At 65.7% G+C, this 20,820-nt stretch carries 15 protein-coding genes and 1 pseudogene; 9 read left to right on the top strand and 7 right to left on the bottom strand.

Features of this window, described 5'->3' with window-relative positions; genetic code table 11:
* Positions 1-574: 574 nt before the first annotated feature.
* A complete protein-coding gene (gene pgi / locus B133_RS0114015) occupies positions 575-2,224 on the bottom strand; it encodes a glucose-6-phosphate isomerase (protein ID WP_018601912.1) in 1,650 nt (549 codons plus the stop codon).
* A 56-nt stretch (positions 2,225-2,280) separates the two neighbouring features.
* Between pgi and B133_RS0114010 the strand changes: the two genes are divergently transcribed.
* Positions 2,281-3,729 (top strand): NAD-dependent succinate-semialdehyde dehydrogenase, encoded by a 1,449-nt coding sequence (locus tag B133_RS0114010; protein ID WP_018601908.1) that lies wholly within the window; start codon positions 2,281-2,283, stop codon positions 3,727-3,729.
* A gap of 78 nt (positions 3,730-3,807) precedes the next feature.
* On the top strand, positions 3,808-5,841 hold the full coding sequence (locus B133_RS0114005; RefSeq protein WP_018601905.1) for an acyltransferase family protein: 2,034 nt from the start codon (positions 3,808-3,810) through the stop codon (positions 5,839-5,841).
* Here the strand turns inward: B133_RS0114005 and B133_RS0114000 are convergent.
* Positions 5,838-6,131: a chorismate mutase gene (locus B133_RS0114000; protein ID WP_198291004.1), complete on the bottom strand. Its 294-nt coding sequence runs from the start codon at positions 6,129-6,131 to the stop codon at positions 5,838-5,840. The two genes, B133_RS0114005 and B133_RS0114000, sit on opposite strands and share 4 nt — an antisense overlap.
* A 141-nt stretch (positions 6,132-6,272) precedes the next feature.
* Between B133_RS0114000 and pcrA the strand changes: the two genes are divergently transcribed.
* A complete protein-coding gene (pcrA, locus tag B133_RS0113995) occupies positions 6,273-8,603 on the top strand; it encodes a DNA helicase PcrA (RefSeq protein ID WP_026256421.1) in 2,331 nt (776 codons plus the stop codon).
* Between the two features lie 9 nt (positions 8,604-8,612).
* On the opposite strand, the gene B133_RS0113990 is transcribed toward pcrA, so the two are convergent.
* A complete protein-coding gene (locus tag B133_RS0113990) occupies positions 8,613-9,221 on the bottom strand; it encodes a hypothetical protein (protein ID WP_018601898.1) in 609 nt (202 codons plus the stop codon).
* Positions 9,222-10,301 (bottom strand): M23 family metallopeptidase, encoded by a 1,080-nt coding sequence (locus B133_RS0113985; protein WP_026256420.1) that lies wholly within the window; start codon positions 10,299-10,301, stop codon positions 9,222-9,224. It abuts the gene before it with no gap.
* 270 nt (positions 10,302-10,571) lie between these two features.
* Here B133_RS0113985 and sucC point away from each other — a divergent pair, with 270 nt between their 5' ends.
* The gene (sucC, locus tag B133_RS0113980; protein WP_018601894.1) at positions 10,572-11,735 is read left to right on the top strand and encodes an ADP-forming succinate--CoA ligase subunit beta; all 1,164 of its coding nucleotides are present in this window, start codon (positions 10,572-10,574) and stop codon (positions 11,733-11,735) included.
* 14 nt (positions 11,736-11,749) lie between these two features.
* Entirely contained in the window at positions 11,750-12,649 is a 900-nt protein-coding gene (sucD, locus tag B133_RS0113975; protein WP_018601893.1) for a succinate--CoA ligase subunit alpha, read from the top strand.
* A 30-nt stretch (positions 12,650-12,679) separates the two neighbouring features.
* On the opposite strand, the pseudogene B133_RS0113970 reads toward sucD, so the two are convergent.
* The 3 genes and pseudogenes from B133_RS0113970 to B133_RS0113960 form a co-directional block, all read right to left on the bottom strand.
* Positions 12,680-13,747: pseudogene (locus B133_RS0113970) on the bottom strand (IS110 family transposase); the annotation flags it as partial.
* 327 nt (positions 13,748-14,074) lie between these two features.
* Complete coding sequence (locus tag B133_RS0113965) at positions 14,075-15,190, bottom strand: MarR family transcriptional regulator (protein ID WP_018601892.1); 1,116 nt, start codon at positions 15,188-15,190, stop codon at positions 14,075-14,077.
* Positions 15,169-16,281 carry an AAA family ATPase gene (locus B133_RS0113960; RefSeq protein ID WP_018601891.1) on the bottom strand — a complete coding sequence of 371 codons (1,113 nt, stop codon included), beginning with the start codon at positions 16,279-16,281 and terminating at the stop codon, positions 15,169-15,171. Before B133_RS0113960 ends, B133_RS0113965 begins: the two co-directional genes overlap by 22 nt.
* Positions 16,282-16,537: 256 nt before the next feature.
* On the opposite strand from B133_RS0113960, the gene sfnG reads away from it, so the two are divergent.
* The 4 genes from sfnG to purN all read left to right on the top strand — a co-directional run bounded on the left by sfnG (position 16,538) and on the right by purN (position 20,812).
* Complete coding sequence (gene sfnG, locus B133_RS0113955) at positions 16,538-17,668, top strand: dimethylsulfone monooxygenase SfnG (RefSeq protein WP_026256419.1); 1,131 nt, start codon at positions 16,538-16,540, stop codon at positions 17,666-17,668.
* A gap of 134 nt (positions 17,669-17,802) precedes the next feature.
* Positions 17,803-18,645 carry a DUF5336 domain-containing protein gene (locus tag B133_RS0113950; RefSeq protein ID WP_026256418.1) on the top strand — a complete coding sequence of 281 codons (843 nt, stop codon included), beginning with the start codon at positions 17,803-17,805 and terminating at the stop codon, positions 18,643-18,645.
* A gap of 60 nt (positions 18,646-18,705) precedes the next feature.
* Positions 18,706-20,169, top strand: a complete 1,464-nt coding sequence (locus B133_RS0113945; RefSeq protein ID WP_018601888.1) for a DUF6350 family protein — start codon at positions 18,706-18,708, stop codon at positions 20,167-20,169.
* A 10-nt stretch (positions 20,170-20,179) separates the two neighbouring features.
* Positions 20,180-20,812 (top strand): phosphoribosylglycinamide formyltransferase, encoded by a 633-nt coding sequence (purN, locus tag B133_RS0113940; RefSeq protein WP_026256417.1) that lies wholly within the window; start codon positions 20,180-20,182, stop codon positions 20,810-20,812.
* The last annotated feature ends 8 nt before the right edge of the window (positions 20,813-20,820 follow it).

Raw genomic sequence — 20,820 nt, 5'->3', positions numbered from 1 at the left:
GAGGGTGACTGCGGATTGGTGATGCTGCCAGTTTGGCCGGGAAGGTGTAACGGGCTAATAGGCATTCGCACGAAGATTCGCGGAATCCTCGTACTGGATCACCAGGTGGCTGCCGGCGACATAGGAATGCAGTGTCGGGCATCCTCTCCTTCTTGAAGCGGCCGAGCTCTGGTGCGAACTCCACCGCTGTGATGCCTATCACATCCCATAAATCAAGTTGCGTCCCCCACATAGTACGCCGCCTAATTCATATAGTCCAGACTTTTTTAGAACCTTCATGTGGCGCCTTTTATGCGAGCTTCCGGCTTCGGGTCTTTCAGAGACGGCCGCAGATGGGGGCCGTCCTGCCTGCCGACTTGGGGTAGCAACGGGGCGTCCGGGGCAGGGCTCCGGGGCGGGCCGAGAGCGGCCCTCCTGCGTTGTCGTCGCACGGTGTCAAAAAAGTCTAGATAAAAACTACCGAACTGCAGCTTTAAGCTATGGCCTCCGACGTGACCAACTCACAGGACGTGACCAACTCACAGAGTGACATCGAGGGAGCGCTCCGCCCTCGTTCGTGCGCCTGTCTTGGTCTTTAGGCTGAGCGGCCGCGTTCTACGCGGTAGCGGCGTACCAGGGTGTCGGTTGAGGAGTCGGATTGTTTGGCGGGGGATTCGTCGCAGGTGATCACCGGTAGTAGTGCTTTGGCTTGGGTCTTGCCCAGTTCGACGCCCCATTGGTCGAAGGAGTCGATGCCCCAGATGACGCCTTCGGTGAATACCTGGTGCTCGTAGAGCGCGATCAGCTGGCCGACGACTGAGGGTGTGAGCTTGGTGGCCAGGATGGAGGTCGATGGCCGGTTGCCCGGCATGACCTTGTGCGGCACGATCTCGGCGGGGGTGCCTTCGGCGGTGATCTCGGCGGCGGTCTTGCCGAACGCCAGCACCTGGGTCTGGGCGAAGAAGTTGCTCATCAGCAGGTCGTGCATGCTGCCCTCGCCGTCGGCGGTCGCGAGATCGTCGACGGGTTGGGAGAACCCGATGAAGTCGGCGGGGATCAGTCGGGTGCCTTGGTGCAGCAATTGGTAGAAGGCGTGCTGACCGTTGGTTCCTGGCTCGCCCCAATAGATTTCGCCGGTCTCGGTGCTCACCGGTGAGCCATCGCACCGCACTGACTTGCCGTTCGATTCCATGGTCAGCTGCTGCAGGTAGGCCGCGAACCGGCACAGGTCGTTGGTGTAGGGCAGGACCGCACGTGACTGTGCGCCGAAGAAACTCGAATACCACAGACCGATCAGGCCGAGCAGTGCCGGCGCGTTGTCTTCCAGTGGGGCGGTGCGGAAGTGCTCGTCGACAAGGTGGAAGCCGGCCAGGAACTCGGCGAAGCGTTCCTTGCCGATCACGGCCATCACCGACAGCCCGATCGCCGAATCCACCGAGTAGCGGCCACCGACCCAGTCCCAGAAGCCGAACATGTTGTCGGTGTTGATGCCGAATTCGTCGACCAGCTTCTTGTGGGTCGACACCGCCACGAAGTGCTTGGCCACTGCGGCATCGCCTAGCGCCTTGACCAGCCAGCGTCGCGCCGCGGTCGCGTTGGTCAGCGTCTCCAGCGTCGAGAAGGTCTTGGACGAGACGACGAAAAGCGTTGTGGCGGGGTCGAGTCCGTCGAGTGTGGCGACCAGGTGGGAGGGGTCGACGTTGGACACGAAGCGCGCCGAGATGCCCGCGTCGGCGTAGTGCCGCAGCGCGTCGTACACCATCACCGGGCCCAGGTCCGAACCGCCGACACCGACGTTGACGACGGTGGTGATGCGCTTGCCGGTGGCCCCGGTCCACTCACCCGAGCGCAGCTTGTCGGTGAAGGCGCCCATCCGATCGAGCACATCGTGCACATCGGTGACCACGTTGTGGCCGTCCACGGTCAGTTCGGCGTTGGCGGGTAACCGCAGCGCGGTGTGCAGTACGGCGCGGTCCTCGGAGGTGTTGATGTGCTCACCGGAGAACATGGCGTCGCGGTGCTGCTCCAGCTCCGCGGTGCGGGCCAGCTCCACCAGAAGCTTCACCGTCTCGCGGGTGATGCGGTGCTTGCTGTAGTCGATGTAGAGGTCGCCGACGTTCAACACCAGCTCGGTACCGCGGGCGGGATCCTCGGCGAAGAACTCGCGCAAATGGGTCTCGCCGATCTTGTCGTGATGACGGACCAGAGCTTGCCACGCGGCAGTGGTCGAAATATCGGCGCTCATGCTCATACGGAGAACCCTAGTGTGCGGCGATCGTGAATGGAGTAAATGATGGGTGTATGGATAGCGCAGCCTTGCTGAAGTCAGTTCCCACCGGATTGTGGATCGGCGGTGAGCAGCGGGAAGCTGCCTCGACTTTCGACGTCCTTGACCCCAGCGACGACCAGGTCCTGGCCTCCGTCTCCAACGCCACAGCGGAGGACGCGATCGCCGCGCTCGACGCCGCATGCGCAGTCCAGGCCGAGTGGGCCGCCACGGCACCGCGCGAACGCGGTGAAATCCTGCGAGCGGTGTTCGAGAAGATCACCGAGCGTGCCGATGACATCGCCGCGCTGATGACCCTCGAGATGGGCAAGGTGCTCGCCGAGAGCAAGGGCGAGGTCAAGTACGGTGCCGAGTTCTTCCGCTGGTTCTCCGAGGAGGCCGTCCGCATCGACGGGCACTACACCACGAGCCCCGCCGGGACCGGTCGCATAGTCGTCACCAAACAGCCTGTCGGCCCGTGCTACGCCATCACCCCGTGGAACTTCCCGCTGGCCATGGGCACCCGCAAGATGGGGCCGGCGTTCGCTGCTGGCTGCACCATGATCGTCAAACCTGCGCGGGAAACCCCGCTGACCATGTTGCTGCTGGCAAAGCTCATGGACGAGGCCGGCCTGCCCAAGGGCGTGTTGTCGGTCTTGCCGACCACCAATACTGGCGCGGTCACCGCGGCCCTGATCGACGACGGCCGGCTGCGTAAGGTGACCTTCACCGGTTCGACAGGCGTGGGCAAGGCGCTGGTGAAGCAGTCGGCCGACAAGTTGTTGCGCACGTCGATGGAGTTGGGCGGCAATGCGCCGTTCATCGTGTTCGACGACGCCGACATCGACGCCGCCGTCGAGGGTGCCGTGCTGGCCAAGATGCGCAACGGCGGTGAAGCCTGCACGGCCGCCAACCGGTTCCACGTCGCCAACTCGGTGCGCGAGGAGTTCACTGACAAGCTGGTCAAGCGGATGAGCGAGTTCACCCTCGGGAAGGGCATTGACCCGGCGTCCACGTTGGGTCCGTTGATCAATTCCAGCCAGGTCGCCACGGTCACCGAATTGGTTTCCGATGCGGTGTCCCGTGGTGCGAAAGTGGCGGTGGGTGGCGTCGCCCCCGACGGGCCGGGCAACTTCTACCCGGCCACCGTGCTCACCGAGGTGCCGCCCGACGCCCGCATCCTCAAGGAAGAGGTGTTCGGACCAGTCGCGCCGATCACCGGGTTCGACACCGAGGAGGAGGGCGTGAAGGCCGCCAACGACACCGAGTATGGGCTGGCGGCTTACATCTACACGCAGTCGTTGGATCGTGCACTGCGGGTCGCCGAGGCCATCGAGTCGGGCATGGTCGGGGTCAACCGCGGCATCATCTCCGACCCGGCTGCGCCGTTCGGCGGGATCAAGGAGTCCGGATTCGGCCGGGAGGGTGGCAGCGAGGGCATCGACGAATACCTCGACATCAAATACATCGCGTTGACCAAGTAAGGATTTCCCCAGCGCGCCTTCCCGATTCGGCGCTGCGGCCCACTTAGACTTTCGTGCTCGAACCCCAGACGGGAGGGCATGGACGTGACTGCGGCGCCGGTCCGGGTGGCCGTTCGCCGGGCTGCCACCCCCCGTCGCGGTATCCCGGCACTGGACGGCATCCGCGCTGTTGCCGTGCTGCTGGTGGTCGCTGCCCATGGCGGTGTTCCGGGCCTAGGCGGCGGCTTCATCGGCGTGGATGTGTTCTTCGTGCTCAGCGGTTTCCTGATCACGTCGCTGTTGCTCGACGAGCACCGCAACACCTACCGCATCGATCTCAAGGCGTTCTGGGTTCGCCGGGCGCGCAGGCTGCTGCCGGCGATGCTCGTGATGACGCTGGCCGTCGTCGCCGCGCGGGACCTGTTCCCGCCCGAGTCGGTCGCCGACGTGCGCAACGACGCCGTGTCCGCGTTCTTCTGGATTGCCAACTGGGGCTTCGTGCTTCAGAAGGCCGACTACTTCACTCAGGGCGGCGCCCCGTCCCCGCTGCAGCACACGTGGTCGTTGGGGGTGGAGGAGCAGTACTACGTCATCTGGCCGGTGCTGCTGGTTGGCGCGGCACTGCTGCTGCGCCGTCGCTCGGCACGCACCGTGCGGTGGGCGGTGTTCGGGCTCGCCGCGGCGGGTGTCGCGGCATCGGCCGCCGAGGCCATCCTGCTCGTCGGCGACAGCACCCAGGATGTCAACCGGGTCTACTTCGGCACAGACACTCGCGTGCAGGCGCTGCTGGTCGGGGCGGCTGCGGCGGCCCTGCTGGTGCGGGATTGGTCGGCGCTGACCATGTCCGGCACGCTGATCCGCACTCGCCGGCTGCGTTGGGTCGCCTGGCTGCTGCCGGTGGTCGGGCTCGCGATGCTCGCGGTCGCCGCGCACCTGGCCACGGGCAGCGCCGATGACTTCCGGCACGGCCTGCTGACCGTGGTCGCCGTGGCCGCGGTATTGGTGGTCGCGCCCGTCGCGCTCGACCAGGACGGGTACGTCGCGAAGGCTCTGGCGTGGCGTCCGCTCGTGGCGCTGGGCGCCATCTCCTATGGCGTGTACCTCTGGCACTGGCCGGTCTTCTTGATCCTCGACGGGGAACGTACCGGGTGGACGAGTTGGTCGCTGCTGACGCTCAGATGTGCGGTCACCCTCGCGGCAGCCATCGTCTCGTGGTGGCTGATCGAACAACCGGTGCGGCGTTGGCGTCCGACGCATGTGCCGATGCTGAGGTTGGCCGCTGCCACGGTGGCGACCGCGGCCGCGGTGACGATGGGTGTCCTGCCCGTCACACAACCCTCCGAACGAACCGGTCCCGACGTCATGTCGGCCGCCCTCAAGGAAGACGTCGGCGCCGAGGTGCCGGTCCCGGTCGGTGGTGTCCCGGTCCGAGATCCCGGCACCAAGGTGGTCGGCGTATTCGGCGACTCGGTGGCCTGGACGCTCATGCGCTACCTGCCGACCACCCCTGGGCTGCGCTTCAGCGACTACACCACCATCGGCTGCGGCGTCGTCCGCGGCGGCCCGTATCGGTCGAGCGGGGAGACCCTCAACCAGAAGCCCGAATGCGACACCTGGCCGGAACGCTGGACCCAGCGGGTCACCCACGACCGGCCCGACATCGTGCTGCTGATGATCGGCCGCTGGGAGACCGTGGACCGGATGTGGCAGGGGCATTGGACGCACATCGGCGACCCGGACTTCGACAAGTACCTGCAGGGTGAGCTGCAGCGCGCATTGGACATCCTGGGCTCGACCGGGGCGCGAGTGGTGGTGACGACAGCGCTGTACAACCGCCGGGGGGAGCGCGCGGACGGCAGCCTCTACCCCGAGGATCAGCCGGCCCGCGTGCAGGAATGGAACAAGATCCTGCGCGCGGTCGTCGGCAAGCACCCGAATTTCGAGGTGCTCGATTTCAACGCCAAGCTCAATCCCGGCGGCGCCTACACTGCGCGCGTCGACGGCATCAGGATGCGCAGCGACGGTGTGCACCCCACGGCCGAGGCCGTCAAATGGCTCGCACCGTGGTTGGCCGACTCACTGCGCAACCTGCCGCCTCCACCCCCGCCCCCTGCCCCGCAGCGGAAAGGTTAGTGGCCGAGCCGCCCCCGGCCGAGCCGCAGCAACAGCATGGCGAGGTCTTTGCCCTCGGGGCCGAGCACACTGAAGCGCTCGATGACCTTCATCTCGCGGCTGTGGACCAGGCGGGTGCCGCCTGACGCCATGCGGGCCTGGCCGATCAGCTTGGAAACCTCGGTGCGCCGCTGGACAGCGGCCAGGATGGCGGCGTCGAGTTCGTCGATTTCGCGACGTAGGTCATCGATGTCAGGCACGGTCTCGATCGTCTCAGTCAATGTGGGCTTTTCGTTGTGTGGGGGTCTCATCTTTGGTGGTGGGCCTCACACACGAGATAGGCCCCGGATCCGATGCGGACCGCGGGGCGTGGAAAACACGCGTTCGAGTGTGCCACCGGTGCTCGGGCCGGCGCAAAACTGTCGCGGTGCGGCGGTAAGTTTGAGGTCGCTATGACCACCTCGCCCGTCGCCTCCTCAGCTGTCTCAGAAGCCGATCAACTGCTGGAGGGGCTCAACCCCCAGCAGCGTCAGGCGGTGCTGCACCAGGGCTCGCCGCTGCTCATCGTGGCCGGTGCCGGATCGGGCAAGACGGCGGTGCTGACGCGGCGGATCGCCCACCTGCTGGCTGCGCGCGACGTCGGGGTGGGGCAGATCCTGGCCATCACGTTCACCAACAAGGCCGCCGCGGAGATGCGCGAACGCGTGGTCGGCCTTGTGGGGCCCAGAGCCAGGAACATGTGGGTTTCCACGTTCCATTCTTCGTGCGTGCGGATCCTGCGTAATCAGGCCTCGCTGCTGCCCGGGCTGAACTCCAACTTCTCCATCTACGATTCCGACGATTCGCGGCGCCTGCTGATGATGATCGGCAAGGACATGGGCCTGGACACTAAGCGGTACTCGCCGCGGCTGCTCGCCAACGGCATCTCCAATCTGAAGAACGAGCTGATCAGCCCGGAGCAGGCCGCGGCCGAGGCCTTCGAGGCCGAAGAGGAGATGGCCCGTATCGTCGCCCAGGTCTATGCCGAGTACCAGCGCCGGCTGCGGGCCGCCAACGCCCTGGATTTCGACGATCTGATCGGTGAGACGGTCGCTGTGCTGCAGGCCTTTCCGCAGATCGCCCAGTACTACCGGCGACGTTTCCGGCACATCCTGGTCGACGAGTATCAGGACACCAACCATGCCCAGTACATGCTGGTGCGGGAACTGGTGGGACACGACACCGAGGGCACCGAGGGCACGGTGCCGCCCGCCGAGCTGTGCGTGGTAGGCGACGCCGACCAGTCGATCTACGCCTTCCGGGGCGCCACCATCCGCAACATCGAGGACTTCGAACGGGACTATCCCGACGCGACGACGATTCTGCTGGAACAGAACTACCGCTCCACCCAGACCATCCTGAACGCCGCGAACTCGGTGATCGCACGCAACGCCGGCCGGCGGGAAAAGCGGCTGTGGACCGACGCCGGCGAGGGTGAGCTGATCGTCGGCTACGTCGCCGACAATGAGCACGACGAGGCCCGCTTCGTTGCCGAAGAGATCGATGCACTCGCGGACCGGGAAGGGCTGAAGTACGCGGATGTCGCGGTGTTCTACCGCACCAACAATTCCTCGCGTGCCCTGGAGGAAGTGTTCATCCGGGCCGGCATTCCGTACAAAGTGGTTGGGGGCGTGCGCTTTTATGAGCGCCGGGAGATCCGCGACGTCGTCGCCTACCTTCGTGTCCTCGACAACCCGGGCGACTCGGTGAGCATGCGTCGCATCCTCAACACGCCGCGCCGCGGGATCGGAGACCGGGCCGAGGCGTGCGTTGCCGTCTACGCCGAGAACACCGGTGGCAGCTTCAACGACGCTCTGCAGGCCGCGGCCGAGGGCCGGGTGCCGATGCTCAACACCCGCTCGGAGAAGGCGATCGCGTCGTTCGTCCAGATGCTCGACGACTTACGCGGCAAACTCGACGGCGAGCTCGGCGATCTGGTCGAAGCGGTGCTCGAGCGCACCGGTTACCGGCGCGAACTCGAAGCGTCGAGCGACCCGCAGGATCTGGCCCGGCTCGACAACCTCAACGAATTGGTCAGCGTCGCACACGAATTCAGCATCGACCTGGCCAATGCTCGGGCACTGGCCGAAGACGAACCGATCGACGAGGACATCCCCGACACCGGCGTGCTGGCCCAGTTCCTGGAACGGGTGTCGCTGGTCGCCGACGCCGACGAACTCCCCGAAGAGGGCGCCGGCGTGGTGACGCTGATGACTCTGCACACCGCCAAGGGACTTGAGTTCCCCGCCGTGTTCGTGACCGGCTGGGAGGACGGTATGTTCCCGCACATGCGGGCCCTGGGCGATCCGACCGAACTGTCCGAGGAACGCCGGCTGGCCTACGTGGGCATCACGCGCGCACGTCAGCGGCTGTACGTCAGCCGGGCCAAGGTGCGATCGTCGTGGGGGCAGCCGATGCTCAACCCGGAATCCCGTTTCCTGCGGGAGATCCCGGAGGAGCTGGTCAACTGGCGGCGCGTCGAGCAGGCCCCGTCCCTGAGTGCGCCCGGAGGCGCTTCTTTTGGCGCCTACAGCACCGCCCGCCCATCCCCGGCGCGAGCCGCGACGCGTAACCGCCCGCTGATCGTGCTGGAGCCCGGCGACCGGGTCACCCACGACAAGTACGGTCTCGGCCGCGTCGAGGAGGTCTCCGGGACGGGCGAAACCGCCATGTCGTTGATCGACTTCGGCAGCGCAGGCCGGGTCAAGTTGATGCACAACCACGCGCCGGTGCAAAAGCTCTAGACGCGCACCTCAGCTTCGCGGACCGGCACCCCATCGCCGGGTCGACGGCAGCAGCGTGAGCACGATCGCGGCGGCCGGCAGTACCGGCATCGCGTACACCACGGGATGGAGCTTGGCGCCCGCGATGAAGAGGCTGCCGAAGATGAGCAGCCCGATGATCGAGCCGACGACGATCAGCAGCGGGCCCGTCCGCCGGCGCAGCAACAGGGAGATCAGCCCGCTGATGGTGGCCGCGGACGAGACCGCGGTGAGAAAACCGATCGCCACGCAGAACAACCGGTCGCTGTGCCACCACCCGGCGATCAGGTCTGTGGCGATCATGGCGGTGGCCCAACCGCTGAGGATGCTCGCCGTTGCGGCTGCGACGGATGATCGGGGATTGGCGCCTGCGGAGTTGCGGGGAATCGTCACCGGCCGCGCGCGGGGAATGTAGCGGGTCTGTGTCTGCGCATTGCCTGCGGCGCGAGGGTCGTATGCGCCCGCAGGACGGCCGATCAGGCTAGTGGCGGGTTCGGCGTCGGCCGCGGTGGGGATGGCGCCAGTCGGGTGGCGCCGGATGATGCGAGTGTGGTCGTCGGACCGGCCGGTTGAGGCCCTGCTCTCGGCGGCGTCGCTCACTCAGCCAACATAGTTGCCCGGGCTGAGCCCGCGCTGCGCCAGCCACGGCACCGGGTCGATGCGTTGCGTGCCGTTGAGCAGAACTTCGAAGTGCAGGTGTGGACCGGTCGAGTTACCCCGGTTGCCGACGGTGGCGATCTGATCGCCGGCCATGACGCGCTGACCGACGCTGACAAGCCAGGTGTTGATGTGGCCGTACAGCGTCACGGTGCCGTCCGCGTGGCGCAGTTTGACCCAGGCGCCGTAACCGGCTGTCGGGCCCACATCGGTCACCACACCGTCGGCGACGGCCACGATCGGGGTACCGATCGGACTTGCCAAGTCGATGCCGGCGTGCAGGACACCCCAGCGGTAGCCGAAGGTCGAGGTCCACACGAACCCCTTGGTGGGCATCACGAACAGCGGGCGGGACAGCCGGGCCTCACGTTCGGCGCGCTCCTGGGCGAAAGCGGCGGCCTTGGTGATTTCCTCGGCATGCACGGTCGAGGTGTTGTTCGCGGCGACCGTCACGATCTGCATGCCGTCCACCGAGCCGGTGGTGGCGTTGCGTGCGGTGCTGAGGCCCGAGGCGACGATGGTGTCGTCGGCGCTTGCCTGAGTGCCGCTGGTCAACGAGTAGGCCCCCGCGGCGGTGGCGCCGGCGGCCATGGCCGCGATCAGCAGGCGACTCTTGACCGGGCCCGGGGTTTCCTTGCGATGGGCGCCGCGGCGGGGGCTCATATCGATGACGTCAGTGGCGGCGTTGCCGTCGCTCATATCGGTGTGGCTGTCGCGGTAGGCGTGGCTGGAGTTGCGATTGCTACCGGCCTCGGCGCGGAATTCGGACGGCACGGTCAGCTGGGCCGAGATCAGATCATCGGTGTCATGCAGGTCGTCGAGTTCAGGGGCGTGAATTACCCGGGACTCCCGATCGAACGCGCTGGAGCTGTGAAAATCCAGGTCAGAGAGTTTTCCGAACTCGTTGAACGGAATGATGTCGGTGATTTCCGCAGTGTCTGGTTTGTCGGCCGGCACTATTTTCCGGGTGCGCGCGTTCACCGATACCCCTGTGGGAGACGCAGACGAACGATGCTCGGGCAACCCGGAAAATCCTTCTTGTCGTGACATAAACGTTATCTGGACCAGAGGCACGTTAACCAAACCCCAATGATGGTGGCAACCCATCTGGCCTTTCCGCTGCAGAATGTGACCTGTATCACCGGCCAAAGACGGTGAGATCTGCCACATCGTGGTGGCGATGGTTACGGCTGCCGGGGCGATGGATAAAGTTTCCGGGGACCCGTTGGGCACATTTTCGACCGGGCAGCTTCGGAGTCAACGTAGACAGGTACCGCCCCGTAGAGGAAGCACATGGACCTTTTTGAATACCAGGCGAAAGAGCTGTTCGCCAGGCACAACGTACCCACTTCGCCGGGTCGGGTCACCGACAACGCCGCCGATGCCAAGGCCATCGCCGAGGAGATCGGCAAGCCCGTCATGGTCAAGGCGCAGGTCAAGGTCGGTGGTCGTGGCAAGGCCGGCGGCGTCAAGTACGCGGCTACGCCGGACGACGCATTCACCCACGCGCAGAACATCCTCGGCCTGGACATCAAGGGCCACATCGTCAAGAAACTGCTGGTCGCCGAGGCGAGTGAAATCGCCGAGGAGTACTACATCTCGTTCCTGCTGGACCGCGCCAACCGCACCTACTTGGCCATGTGCTCGGTCGAGGGTGGCATGGAGATCGAGGAAGTCGCCGCCACCAAGCCCGAGCGGCTCGCCAAAGTGCCGGTCGACGCCGTCAAGGGCGTGGACCTCGCGTTCGCCCGGTCGATCGCCGAGCAGGGCCACCTGCCCGCCGAGGTGCTCGACGCGGCCGCAGTGACCATCCAGAAGCTGTGGGAGGTCTTCGTCGCCGAGGATGCCACCCTGGTCGAGGTCAACCCGCTCGTCCGGACGCCGGATGACCAGATTCTGGCGCTGGACGGCAAGGTCACTCTCGACGGCAACGCCGACTTCCGCCATCCCGACCATGTCGAGTTCGAGGACAAGGACGCGACTGATCCGCTCGAGCTCAAGGCCAAGGCGAGCGGCCTCAACTACGTCAAGCTCGACGGCGCGGTGGGCATTATCGGCAACGGCGCAGGTCTGGTCATGTCGACGCTGGATGTGGTCGCCTACGCGGGCGAGAAGCACGGCGGCGTGAAGCCGGCAAACTTTCTCGACATCGGTGGCGGTGCCTCGGCCGAGGTGATGGCAAACGGCCTCGACGTCATCCTGAACGACAGCCAGGTCAAGAGCGTGTTCGTCAACGTGTTCGGTGGTATCACCGCGTGTGACGCGGTCGCCAACGGCATCGTCAAGGCGTTGCAGATCCTCGGCGACGAGGCCAACAAACCGCTTGTCGTCCGTCTCGACGGCAACAACGTCGAAGAGGGCCGACGCATTCTGGCCGAGGCCAACCACCCCCTGGTCATCCAGGCCGAGACCATGGACGCCGGTGCCGACAAGGCCGCCGAGCTGGCCAACAAGTAAAGGAGACATGACGTATGTCTATTTTCCTGAACAAGGATTCCAAGGTCATCGTCCAGGGCATCACCGGCGGTGAGGGCACCAAGCACACCGCGCTGATGCTCAAGGCTGGCACCCAAATCGTCGGCGGCGTGAATGCGCGCAAAGCCGGCACGCAAGTGTCGCACGTAGATAAGGACGGCAACGACATCGAGTTACCGGTGTTCGCATCGGTGGCCGAGGCCATGAAGGAGACCGGCGCCGACGTGTCGATCGCCTTCGTGCCGCCGGCCTTCTGCAAGGATGCGATCATCGAGGCCATCGACGCCGAGATCGGACTGCTGGTGGTCATCACCGAGGGAATCCCGGTGCAGGACAGCGCTTATGCGTGGGCCTACAACCTGTCGAAGGGTCAGAAGACCCGTATCATCGGTCCCAACTGCCCGGGCATCATCACCCCCGGTGAGTCGCTGGTCGGCATCACGCCGAACAACATCACCGGCAAGGGCCCGATCGGGCTGGTGTCGAAGTCGGGCACGCTGACCTACCAGATGATGTACGAGCTGCGCGATCTGGGCTTCTCGACCGCCATCGGTATCGGCGGCGACCCGGTCATCGGCACCACCCACATCGACGCCATCGAGGGATTCGAGAAGGATCCGGAGACCAAGGTCATCGTGATGATCGGCGAGATCGGCGGTGACGCCGAGGAGCGTGCGGCCGACTACATCAAGGCCAACGTCACCAAGCCGGTCGTCGGCTACGTCGCGGGTTTCACTGCGCCGGAGGGCAAGACCATGGGCCATGCCGGGGCCATCGTGTCGGGCTCGTCGGGGACCGCCGCCGCCAAGAAGGAGGCTCTGGAGGCCGCCGGCGTGAAGGTCGGCAAGACTCCGTCGGAGACCGCCGCACTGGCCCGGGCCATCCTCGAGGGCTGATTTTTTCCGCGAGCAATAGCTCCTATGTCAAGCCGCTGCTGATTGTGGCGGCTGACTGGGGGTTTGGTGGTCGGGGTGGCCGGCGTCGCGGCGGAGGGCTTGGTAGACGCGGCGGGCGATGCGGCGTTTGACGCAGCGCCGGGCGGCGGCTTTGGTTTTCCCGGCATCGACCAGCTTGTGGTAGTAGATCTGCCCGGCGCTGCCGGTCATGCGGATCTGGGTGACGGCGATGCGGTGGAGGGCAGTGTTGAGTTGACGGTTACCGGCGCGGCTGAGCCGCATCTGCCCGGCGCTGGCCCCCGACCACGCCGGGATGGGCGCGACTCCGGCGTGACAGGCGAACGCCGCCTCACTGGTGAACCGGGTGACGCCGGCGGCTTCGCCGACGATCTTGGCCGCAGTCAGCTCCGCGCAGCCGGGGATCTCCAGCAGCGCCGGGGCGGACCGGTGCGCGCTGGCCGCCAAACGCTTGGCTAAGGCGTTGATCTCGCTGGTGAGTCGGATGATGTCGGTCAGCTCTGCGCGGGCAATTTCGGCGACCAGACCCGGCAGCTCCGTCAGCCAGGCCATGAGCGTCTGCTGCTGCTTGACGGCACTGAGTGAGCCCACCGCGGCGGCCCGCTCGGGATCGAGGTCATGGGCATGCCAGAGCAACCGGTTGATCGCCGAGGTACGTTGTGCTACAAGGACATCACGGCGATCGGTCAACAGTTTGAACTCCCGCGACGTCTCGTCATGAGACGCCACCGGCAGGTCGGGTTCCCGCAGCACCGCCCGGGCCACCGCGAGCGCATCGATCGGATCGGACTTGCCCCTCACCCGCGCGGACTTGCGGGTCTGGGCCATCAGCTTGGTGGGCACCCGGACCACTTTTTGCCCGGCGCCCAGCAGGTCACGTTCCAGGCGCGCGGACATGTTGCGGCAGTCCTCGATGCCCCAGATCAGCTCGGTGCCGAACTGCTCGCGCGCCCACGTGATGGCCGTGTGGTGCCCGGCGGTGGTGGCCTTGACGGTCTTCTCGCCGAGCTTGCGTCCAACCTCGTTGACCGCGACAAAGGTGTGGCTGCGCTTGTGTACATCGGCTCCAACAACAACCATGGTGGTTGCCTCCTTCAGTCATGAAGAGGGGGTGTATTGAGGTTGGGCCGGGCGGCGGACACTTCTCAGTCGGGGCGATGCCACGCTCCTATCAAGTCGCGCCGTCCGGTCCTTCTCATCTGGTGCCGGCACTACTGCTCAACGCCAACCCCCCAAAAAAGGGGCGGCAGACGCGAAATGAGCCAGACACCAGATGATCCGGAACCAACCACCGCACGCGGGGTCTGTCACCTCGACACACCGCAACACAGCACCCTCACAATGACACTGAGACGTGAATGTCCCGGCACGCCCGGCGTGTCGCGGACATTCACGTCTGCTCGGCAGTTAAACGCGACCGTCGCGGTACTGCACGACACGGCGGAGCATCGGATCGCTGAGGTCGTACCACGTGACCCGGCGGTCGCCCTCGTCCGATTTCGTACCGACCACCCACCGGCCGGCGGCAAGCCGGCCCAGCGCGGCCGATGCGGTCTGGTTCGAAACCCCCACCGCTGCAGCGAGATCGGACACTGTTCGCGGGCCTTCGCCGCGTGCAAGCTCGACCACCAGACGCTGCTCGCCGGTCGGCAACTGCCAGAGCCGCTGCTGGTAGGACGGTGCGAGCCGGTCCAGAAGCGCGGCCACGACCGGCTCCAACGCCTGCAGCGCAGGTACGTCGACGCTGTCGGCGACCATGTGCCACAACCGTGGTGAGCCGCCGACGAGCCGATTGATGGCGGCGATCCGGTTCTGCCCCTCTGGGGATCGGAGATAGGCGGCCAGCTCGTCATCGCCGGCCCTAGCCACGATCTCGGCGCCCTCATCGGCTGTCAGGTCAGCTAGCTCCTCGACGATGAACGAGCCGTACCACGGGTGGGTGCGCGATGCGACGGCCGGGAACAGGGCCGGTGCCGTTGCGAAAAGCATGACTGCAGTAGATGTTTCGACCCATGCCCGCAGGCTGCCCTGGCCTGCCTCGCCGATGGCTTCGAAAACGCGGTCCAGGTTCTCGACCGCCATGAGGATCATCCGGCCATCAGCCAGATCGAGAATGCCGCGTTCCAGCCCGATGACGTCATTGCGCAGTTCTCGCGCATCGGGACGATACGGCCGGACAAGTTCGACCAGAAGGTCACCGTAGTTGCCGATCGCCAGCGAATCTTCCGGAAGTATCAGTGGCAGCATGTTTTTCGCCGCGGCATGGTCAGCCAGTGCATGGTGGACCATGACGTGCAGCGTGTGCGTCTTGCCGCTGCCACGCGGACCGATCAGCAACGTGTGCGGACGGGAGCCGTCGCGGACCGCGCCGGTGATCCGGTCGGTGAGCCGCGACAGCAATGCGGCCCGGCCGACGGTGTGCGTGTCGAGTTCGGCCGGATCGATCGCGGCCGGGGTGAACAGCGGAAGACTCACGGGCTTATTGCTCTTCGCGCGACCGCTCATCGCCGCATGGCCAGCCATGCCGCCTGCACCAGACCCGACGCGAAGCAGTCGTCATCGCCGACCCGCCGTAGATAGTGATCTTGCTCGAGGCGTTCGATGAACGACACCAGCTGCTCGCGGTCTCGGATCGGTGATCCTTCGGACTGCAGAAGGTGCGCTGCGGCATCGACACTCAACGGGTGTGAGGCGTGGGCGTAGATGTCGAGCAGATTGGCGATGGCTGCGGCGTCGTCGCCGTAGTAGCTGCGTAGGCGATCCCGATAGTGACGCAGATCCCACGGGTCATGCGGGTCGATGATGGCAGCCCGCAGCAGCGCGGGTATCTGGTCGGGACCGACCGGTCCGACCTGTGCCGAGGCCGCGACCAGATGCTGGATGTAGTACGGCACGTTCTCAGCTGCGGCCGCAATGGATTCGGCGACCAGGTGTCGGTCGGTGACGGCGACCTGTGCGCCGAGCAGCAAGCATTCGGCCAGATAGGTGGCATGGTCATGGCGGATCGGCCCCACCGTGACTTTGCGGATGTCGTTCACCGAACTGAGTGCATCTTCCGAAACATGATGAAAGCCAATCGATCCCGAAAGAACGGTGGCCAGCCGGCCGGTGTTGTCCTGCCGGAAGCGGCGTAGCAGATGCAGGAATGCGTCGCCGCCGCCGGGCTTCTCGCGTTCCAGGTTGCGCGCCAGCACCGTGACTTCATCGATGAACAGCACCAGCGGTCCACGCTCGGTGCGGCTCACGGCGCGCTGCAGCAGATCATCGAGGGCGGCCTCGGCGTGGGTTCGTTCGAAGCGGATAGGTCCGGTGACGAACGCGACCTTCCACCGTTCGACTTCCTGACGCAACGCGTTGTCGACGCGGCCCAACTCACCCGCCAACGCGGTGACGAACTCGGAGTAGGTCTGGCGTTCGGCGCTGACCGAGACGACTGTCAGCCCCTGCTGGCGAGCGGTATGCGCGACGAGCCGCGCCAGCGACGTCTTGCCGTGCCGCCGGTCTCCGACCAGCGCCGCGCCACCGTCGGGCAGGCTCGTGAGGATCTCCTGCTCCTCACGGACCCGGCCGACGACGTTCGCCGGCGGCACGATACCGCCCACGACCAGGGTCATTGGTCGGATTGGCCAGGTCATGGCCTAAGTCTACGCCAGATTCGATGTACGTCGTTTCCGATGTACGTCAAATGGGGTATGCGACGGCGAATGTAATTCGCACAGTATGGTGCGGCGTTGCCCCGCGGAGCATTGTGATCGGTGAGTTCGACTGTGTTCCAACCAGGTTAGAACGTATTCGAGTCCGGGGCGCCACAAAAGTTCAGCGCGAGCGTTACCCGTGACATCGCTGGCAGGTTTGCTGGAATCTCAGACCATGACGACTGAACACATCGCCGACCACGTCAAGTTTGCCTATTGGGTGCCCAATGTCAGTGGTGGTCTGGTAACCAGCAATATCGAGCAGCGTACCGACTGGAACTATCGGTACAACGCAAAACTGGCACAGACCGCCGAGAACAACGGGTTCGAATACGCGTTGAGTCAGGTTCGCTATGAGGCCAGCTACGGTGCCGAGTTCCAGCACGAATCGACCAGTTTCAGCCTTGCATTGTTGCTGGCAACGGAGCGGCTGAAGGTCATCGCGGCGGTCCATCCGGGTCTGTGGCAACCGGCTGTGCTGGCCAAGCTCGGTGCGACCGCCGACCACCTGTCCAATGGCCGGTTCGCGGTCAATGTGGTATCCGGCTGGTTCAAGGACGAGTTCACCCATCTGGGCGAACCGTGGCTCGAACATGACGAGCGGTACCGCCGCAGCGCCGAGTTCCTGCAGGTGCTGCGCAAGATCTGGACCGAGGACGATGTCGACTTCCGCGGCGACTTCTACCGCATCCACGACTTCACTCTCAAGCCCAAGCCGCTGAACACCGCCGAACGTCCCAACCCGGAGTTGTTCCAGGGTGGTAACTCCACCGCCGCCCGTCGCAACGGCGGCTACTACGCCGACTGGTACTTCTCCAACGGTAAGGATTTCGACGGGCTGACTGAGCAGGTGATCGAGGTGCGCGACCACGCGCGTGCTGCCGACAGGGAAGTGCGGTTCGGACTCAACGGCTTCATCATCGCCCGCGACACCCAGAAAGAAGCGAAGGAGACGTTGAAAGAGATCATCGCCAAGGCCAATAGACCCGCGGTGGAAGGGTTCCGCAGCGCCGTGCAGCAAGCCGGAAATTCGACCGGCGACAACAAGGGGATGTGGGCGGATTCCAGCTTCGAGGATCTGGTGCAGTACAACGACGGATTCCGCACTCAGCTAATCGGTACCCCCGAGCAGATCGCGGAACGTATTGCCGCGTACCGCAAACGCGGTGTCGACCTGATCCTCGGCGGATTCCTGCATTTCCAAGAAGAAATCGAGTATTTCGGTGCCAACGTATTGCCGCTGGTGCGCGAAATCGAGGCGGCCGAACAGGATTCGGTCAATGCTCCTGTTCTGGTATCGGCTTGAGACCGGAATGACACCCGAGCGTGTGCCACCCACCCCTCCTGGTGCGCTAGCGTGGAAGCCTGAAACGCTCAGGCGGTCGTGATGATGCCCGCGTGAACGCGCTACGCGACGCCCGACCAGCACAGGAGAGGTTCATGTCCTACCCGCCCAGCAGCCCCGGATACCCGTCTGCCCCACAGCCGACCTCGCCGTACGGTGCGCCGCAGCAGCCCAGCCGGCCCACTGCCTCCGCAGCACCCGCAGCGGAGAGCCCGCTGCCCACGTATCTGCTCGGCGGCGTGGCCGGCCTCGGTGTGGTGACCTACGTGCTGAGTTTCGCTCTCGACGCCAAGTACGGGGTCGGGCTGAACGTGACGCTCGCGCTCACCGCGGGTCTGCTGGCCGGGGTGGGTGTGCTGCCCAAGCAGAAGAATATCGCGGGAGTCGCCGCGGTGCTCTCCGCCGTGGCTTTCCTGTTGACCCTGTCCGCAGTCGTGGCCGCTGGTGACGGCGGCTGGGCGGTGTATGTCGTCCTGGCCCTCACCCTGGTTCAGACTGGCGTCGCGGTCTGGGCCCTGCTGCTGCAGTCGGGCGTCATCGCGCCGCCGGTACCCAAGCCGCAGTTCGAAGCGCCGGTCCCGCAGTACGGCCAGTACGGTGGTCCGTCGCAGTACTACGGGCAGCAGAGTCAGCCCCAGCACGGCGGTCAGCCGTATCAACAGGCGCCGCCGCAGCAGCGCTCGAGCTACCCGTCGCAATACGGTAGCTATACCGGCGGTCCCAACACCGGTGGATTCTCTGTTCAGGGCCAGCAAGGCGGGCTGCAGAGTAGCCACAACAGCTCGGCGACCCCGCCGACCGGTTTTCCCGCATTCGGACAGCCGCAACAGCAGCCGTCGTCCAGCAGCTCAAATGCATCTGCGCCGACCACCCAGGTTCCGACGCAGCAACCGACGCAGCCGTCGTCCTCACAGCAATCTGGCCCCTCACAGTCGTAAGCTGGTCCGCGCGTGTGCAACCCGCACACGCGTGATCACCTGCGAGGAGCGGCCCACCCTGTGAGCAACCGGCCAGCCGGCACACGCCAGGCGCGTGAACTGCTTCGGGTCGCGTTCGGTCCGTCCGTCGTGGCGTTGGTGATCATCGCCGCGGTCACGCTGCTGCAGTTGTTGATCGCCAACAGCGACATGACCGGTGCATTCGGCGCGATCGCCAGCATGTGGCTCGGCGTGCACCAGGTGCCGGTGTCCATCGGTGGCCGGGTACTCGGAGTCATGCCTTTGTTGCCGGTCCTGTTGATGGTGTGGGGGACGGCGCGCACCACGGCGGCCGCAACCGCGCCCAACTCGTCGTGGTTCGTCACGCGGTGGGTGGTGGCCTCGGCGTTGGGTGGCCCGATGCTGATCGCCGCGGTCATGCTGGCCGTCATCCACGACGCGTCATCGGTGATCACCGAGTTGCAGACTCCCAGCGCGCTGCGGGCTTTCACCGGGGTACTCGCCGTGCACGCCGTCGGTGCGGTGCTGGGCGTCGGATGGAAGATCGGTCGACGCATCCTGCAGCGGTCGCCGCTGCCGAATTGGCTTCCCGACGCGTTGCGCGCGGCCATGGCCGGCGCCCTCGCTCTCTTCGGGTTGTCCGGTGCTGTCACCGCCGCTTCGCTGGTCGTGCATTGGGGCACGATGCACGACCTGTACGCCATCACCGACACCGTCCTCGGCCAGTTCAGCCTTACCCTGCTTGCCATCCTGTACATACCCAACGTGATCGTCGGGACGACGGCCATCGCCGTTGGCTCCAGCGCCCATGTGGGATTGGCGACCTTCAGCTCGTTCACCGTCTTCGGTGGTGACATCCCCGCGCTGCCTGTGCTGGCCGCCCTGCCGACGCCGCCACTCGGGCCGGTGTGGGTGGCGCTGCTGATCGTCGGCGCCGCGTCCGGCGTCGCGCTGGGGCAGCAGTGTGCGCGTCACCCGCTGACCCCGGGGCCCGCGGCGGCCAAGCTCGCAGTGGCGTCGGCGGTCGCCGCGGTGATGATGGTGGTGTTGGCATACGCCGCAGGCGGTCGGCTCGGCAACTTCGGTGAGGTCGGGGTCGACCAGGCCACGTTCGGGCCGGCAGTGTTCGTGTGGTTCGCCGGGATCGGCGGGCTGACCGTGGCGATGTCGGGTGGCATTGCCCGCCTGCCCAGGCGGGTCGCCGAACCTGCGCCCGACCCACAGGTCGCAGAGCCGTTCGACGACGAGGTGGCAGCTGAGTACGAAGCCGATGAGTATGAGGCTGAACCGGCTGACTATCGGGAAGAAGCCGAAGCCGGGCACGAGAACCGTCACCGCCCCGATGACGAGGAGCCTCCGCTCGACGTCGAGGAAGTAGACGTCGACATCGCCGACGACGATCCGCTCGTGGCGTGGTCGAGTGGCGATACCGCCGCGACCGCCCACTACCCGGAAGATCCCGAGGAGCACTTCATCGTCGATCATGACGTGACCGGCGATGAGCCGCGCGACAGAGCCGACTAGGCTGCTGCGCGTGCAGCAACCGCTTCATGTGCCCCCCTGTGCGCCCGCGCGGCTTGTCGTATTGGCTTCAGGCACGGGATCGCTGCTGGCTTCGCTATTGGCTGCCGCTGTCGACGAGTATCCAGCCCGGGTGGTTGCGGTCGGAACGGACCGCGCGTGTGCCGCGCTCGATATCGCCGCAGACGCCGGGGTGGCGGCCTACACGGTTCGTCTGGGCGACCATGCCGATCGGGGCGCCTGGGATGCGGAGCTGACCGCCGCAACGGAGGCCCACGAACCTGATCTGGTGGTCTCCGCAGGTTTCATGAAGATCCTTGGACCCCAGTTTCTTTCGCGCTTCAACGGCAGGGTGGTGAATACCCATCCGGCGTTGCTGCCGGCATTCCCGGGAGCGCATGCGGTGCCTGAGGCGCTGGCGTACGGGGTGCGCGTGTCCGGGTGCACGGTGCACCTGGTCGACGCCGGAGTGGATACCGGGCCCATCCTCGCGCAGCGCGCCGTGGAGGTGCACGACGGGGACACTGAAGAGACGTTGCACGAGCGCATCAAGGTCGTCGAACGGCGACTTCTGGTGGACGTGCTGGCCGCGCTGGCAACCCGCGGCGTGACTTGGACCGGACGAAAGGCGACCTTCGGATGTTGAGGACACAG

The sequence above is a fragment of the Mycobacterium sp. 155 genome (assembly GCF_000373905.1).
Taxonomy (GTDB): domain Bacteria; phylum Actinomycetota; class Actinomycetes; order Mycobacteriales; family Mycobacteriaceae; genus Mycobacterium.
Note: the sequence above shows the minus strand (reverse complement) of the source record. Positions and strands in the feature narration are given on the sequence as shown.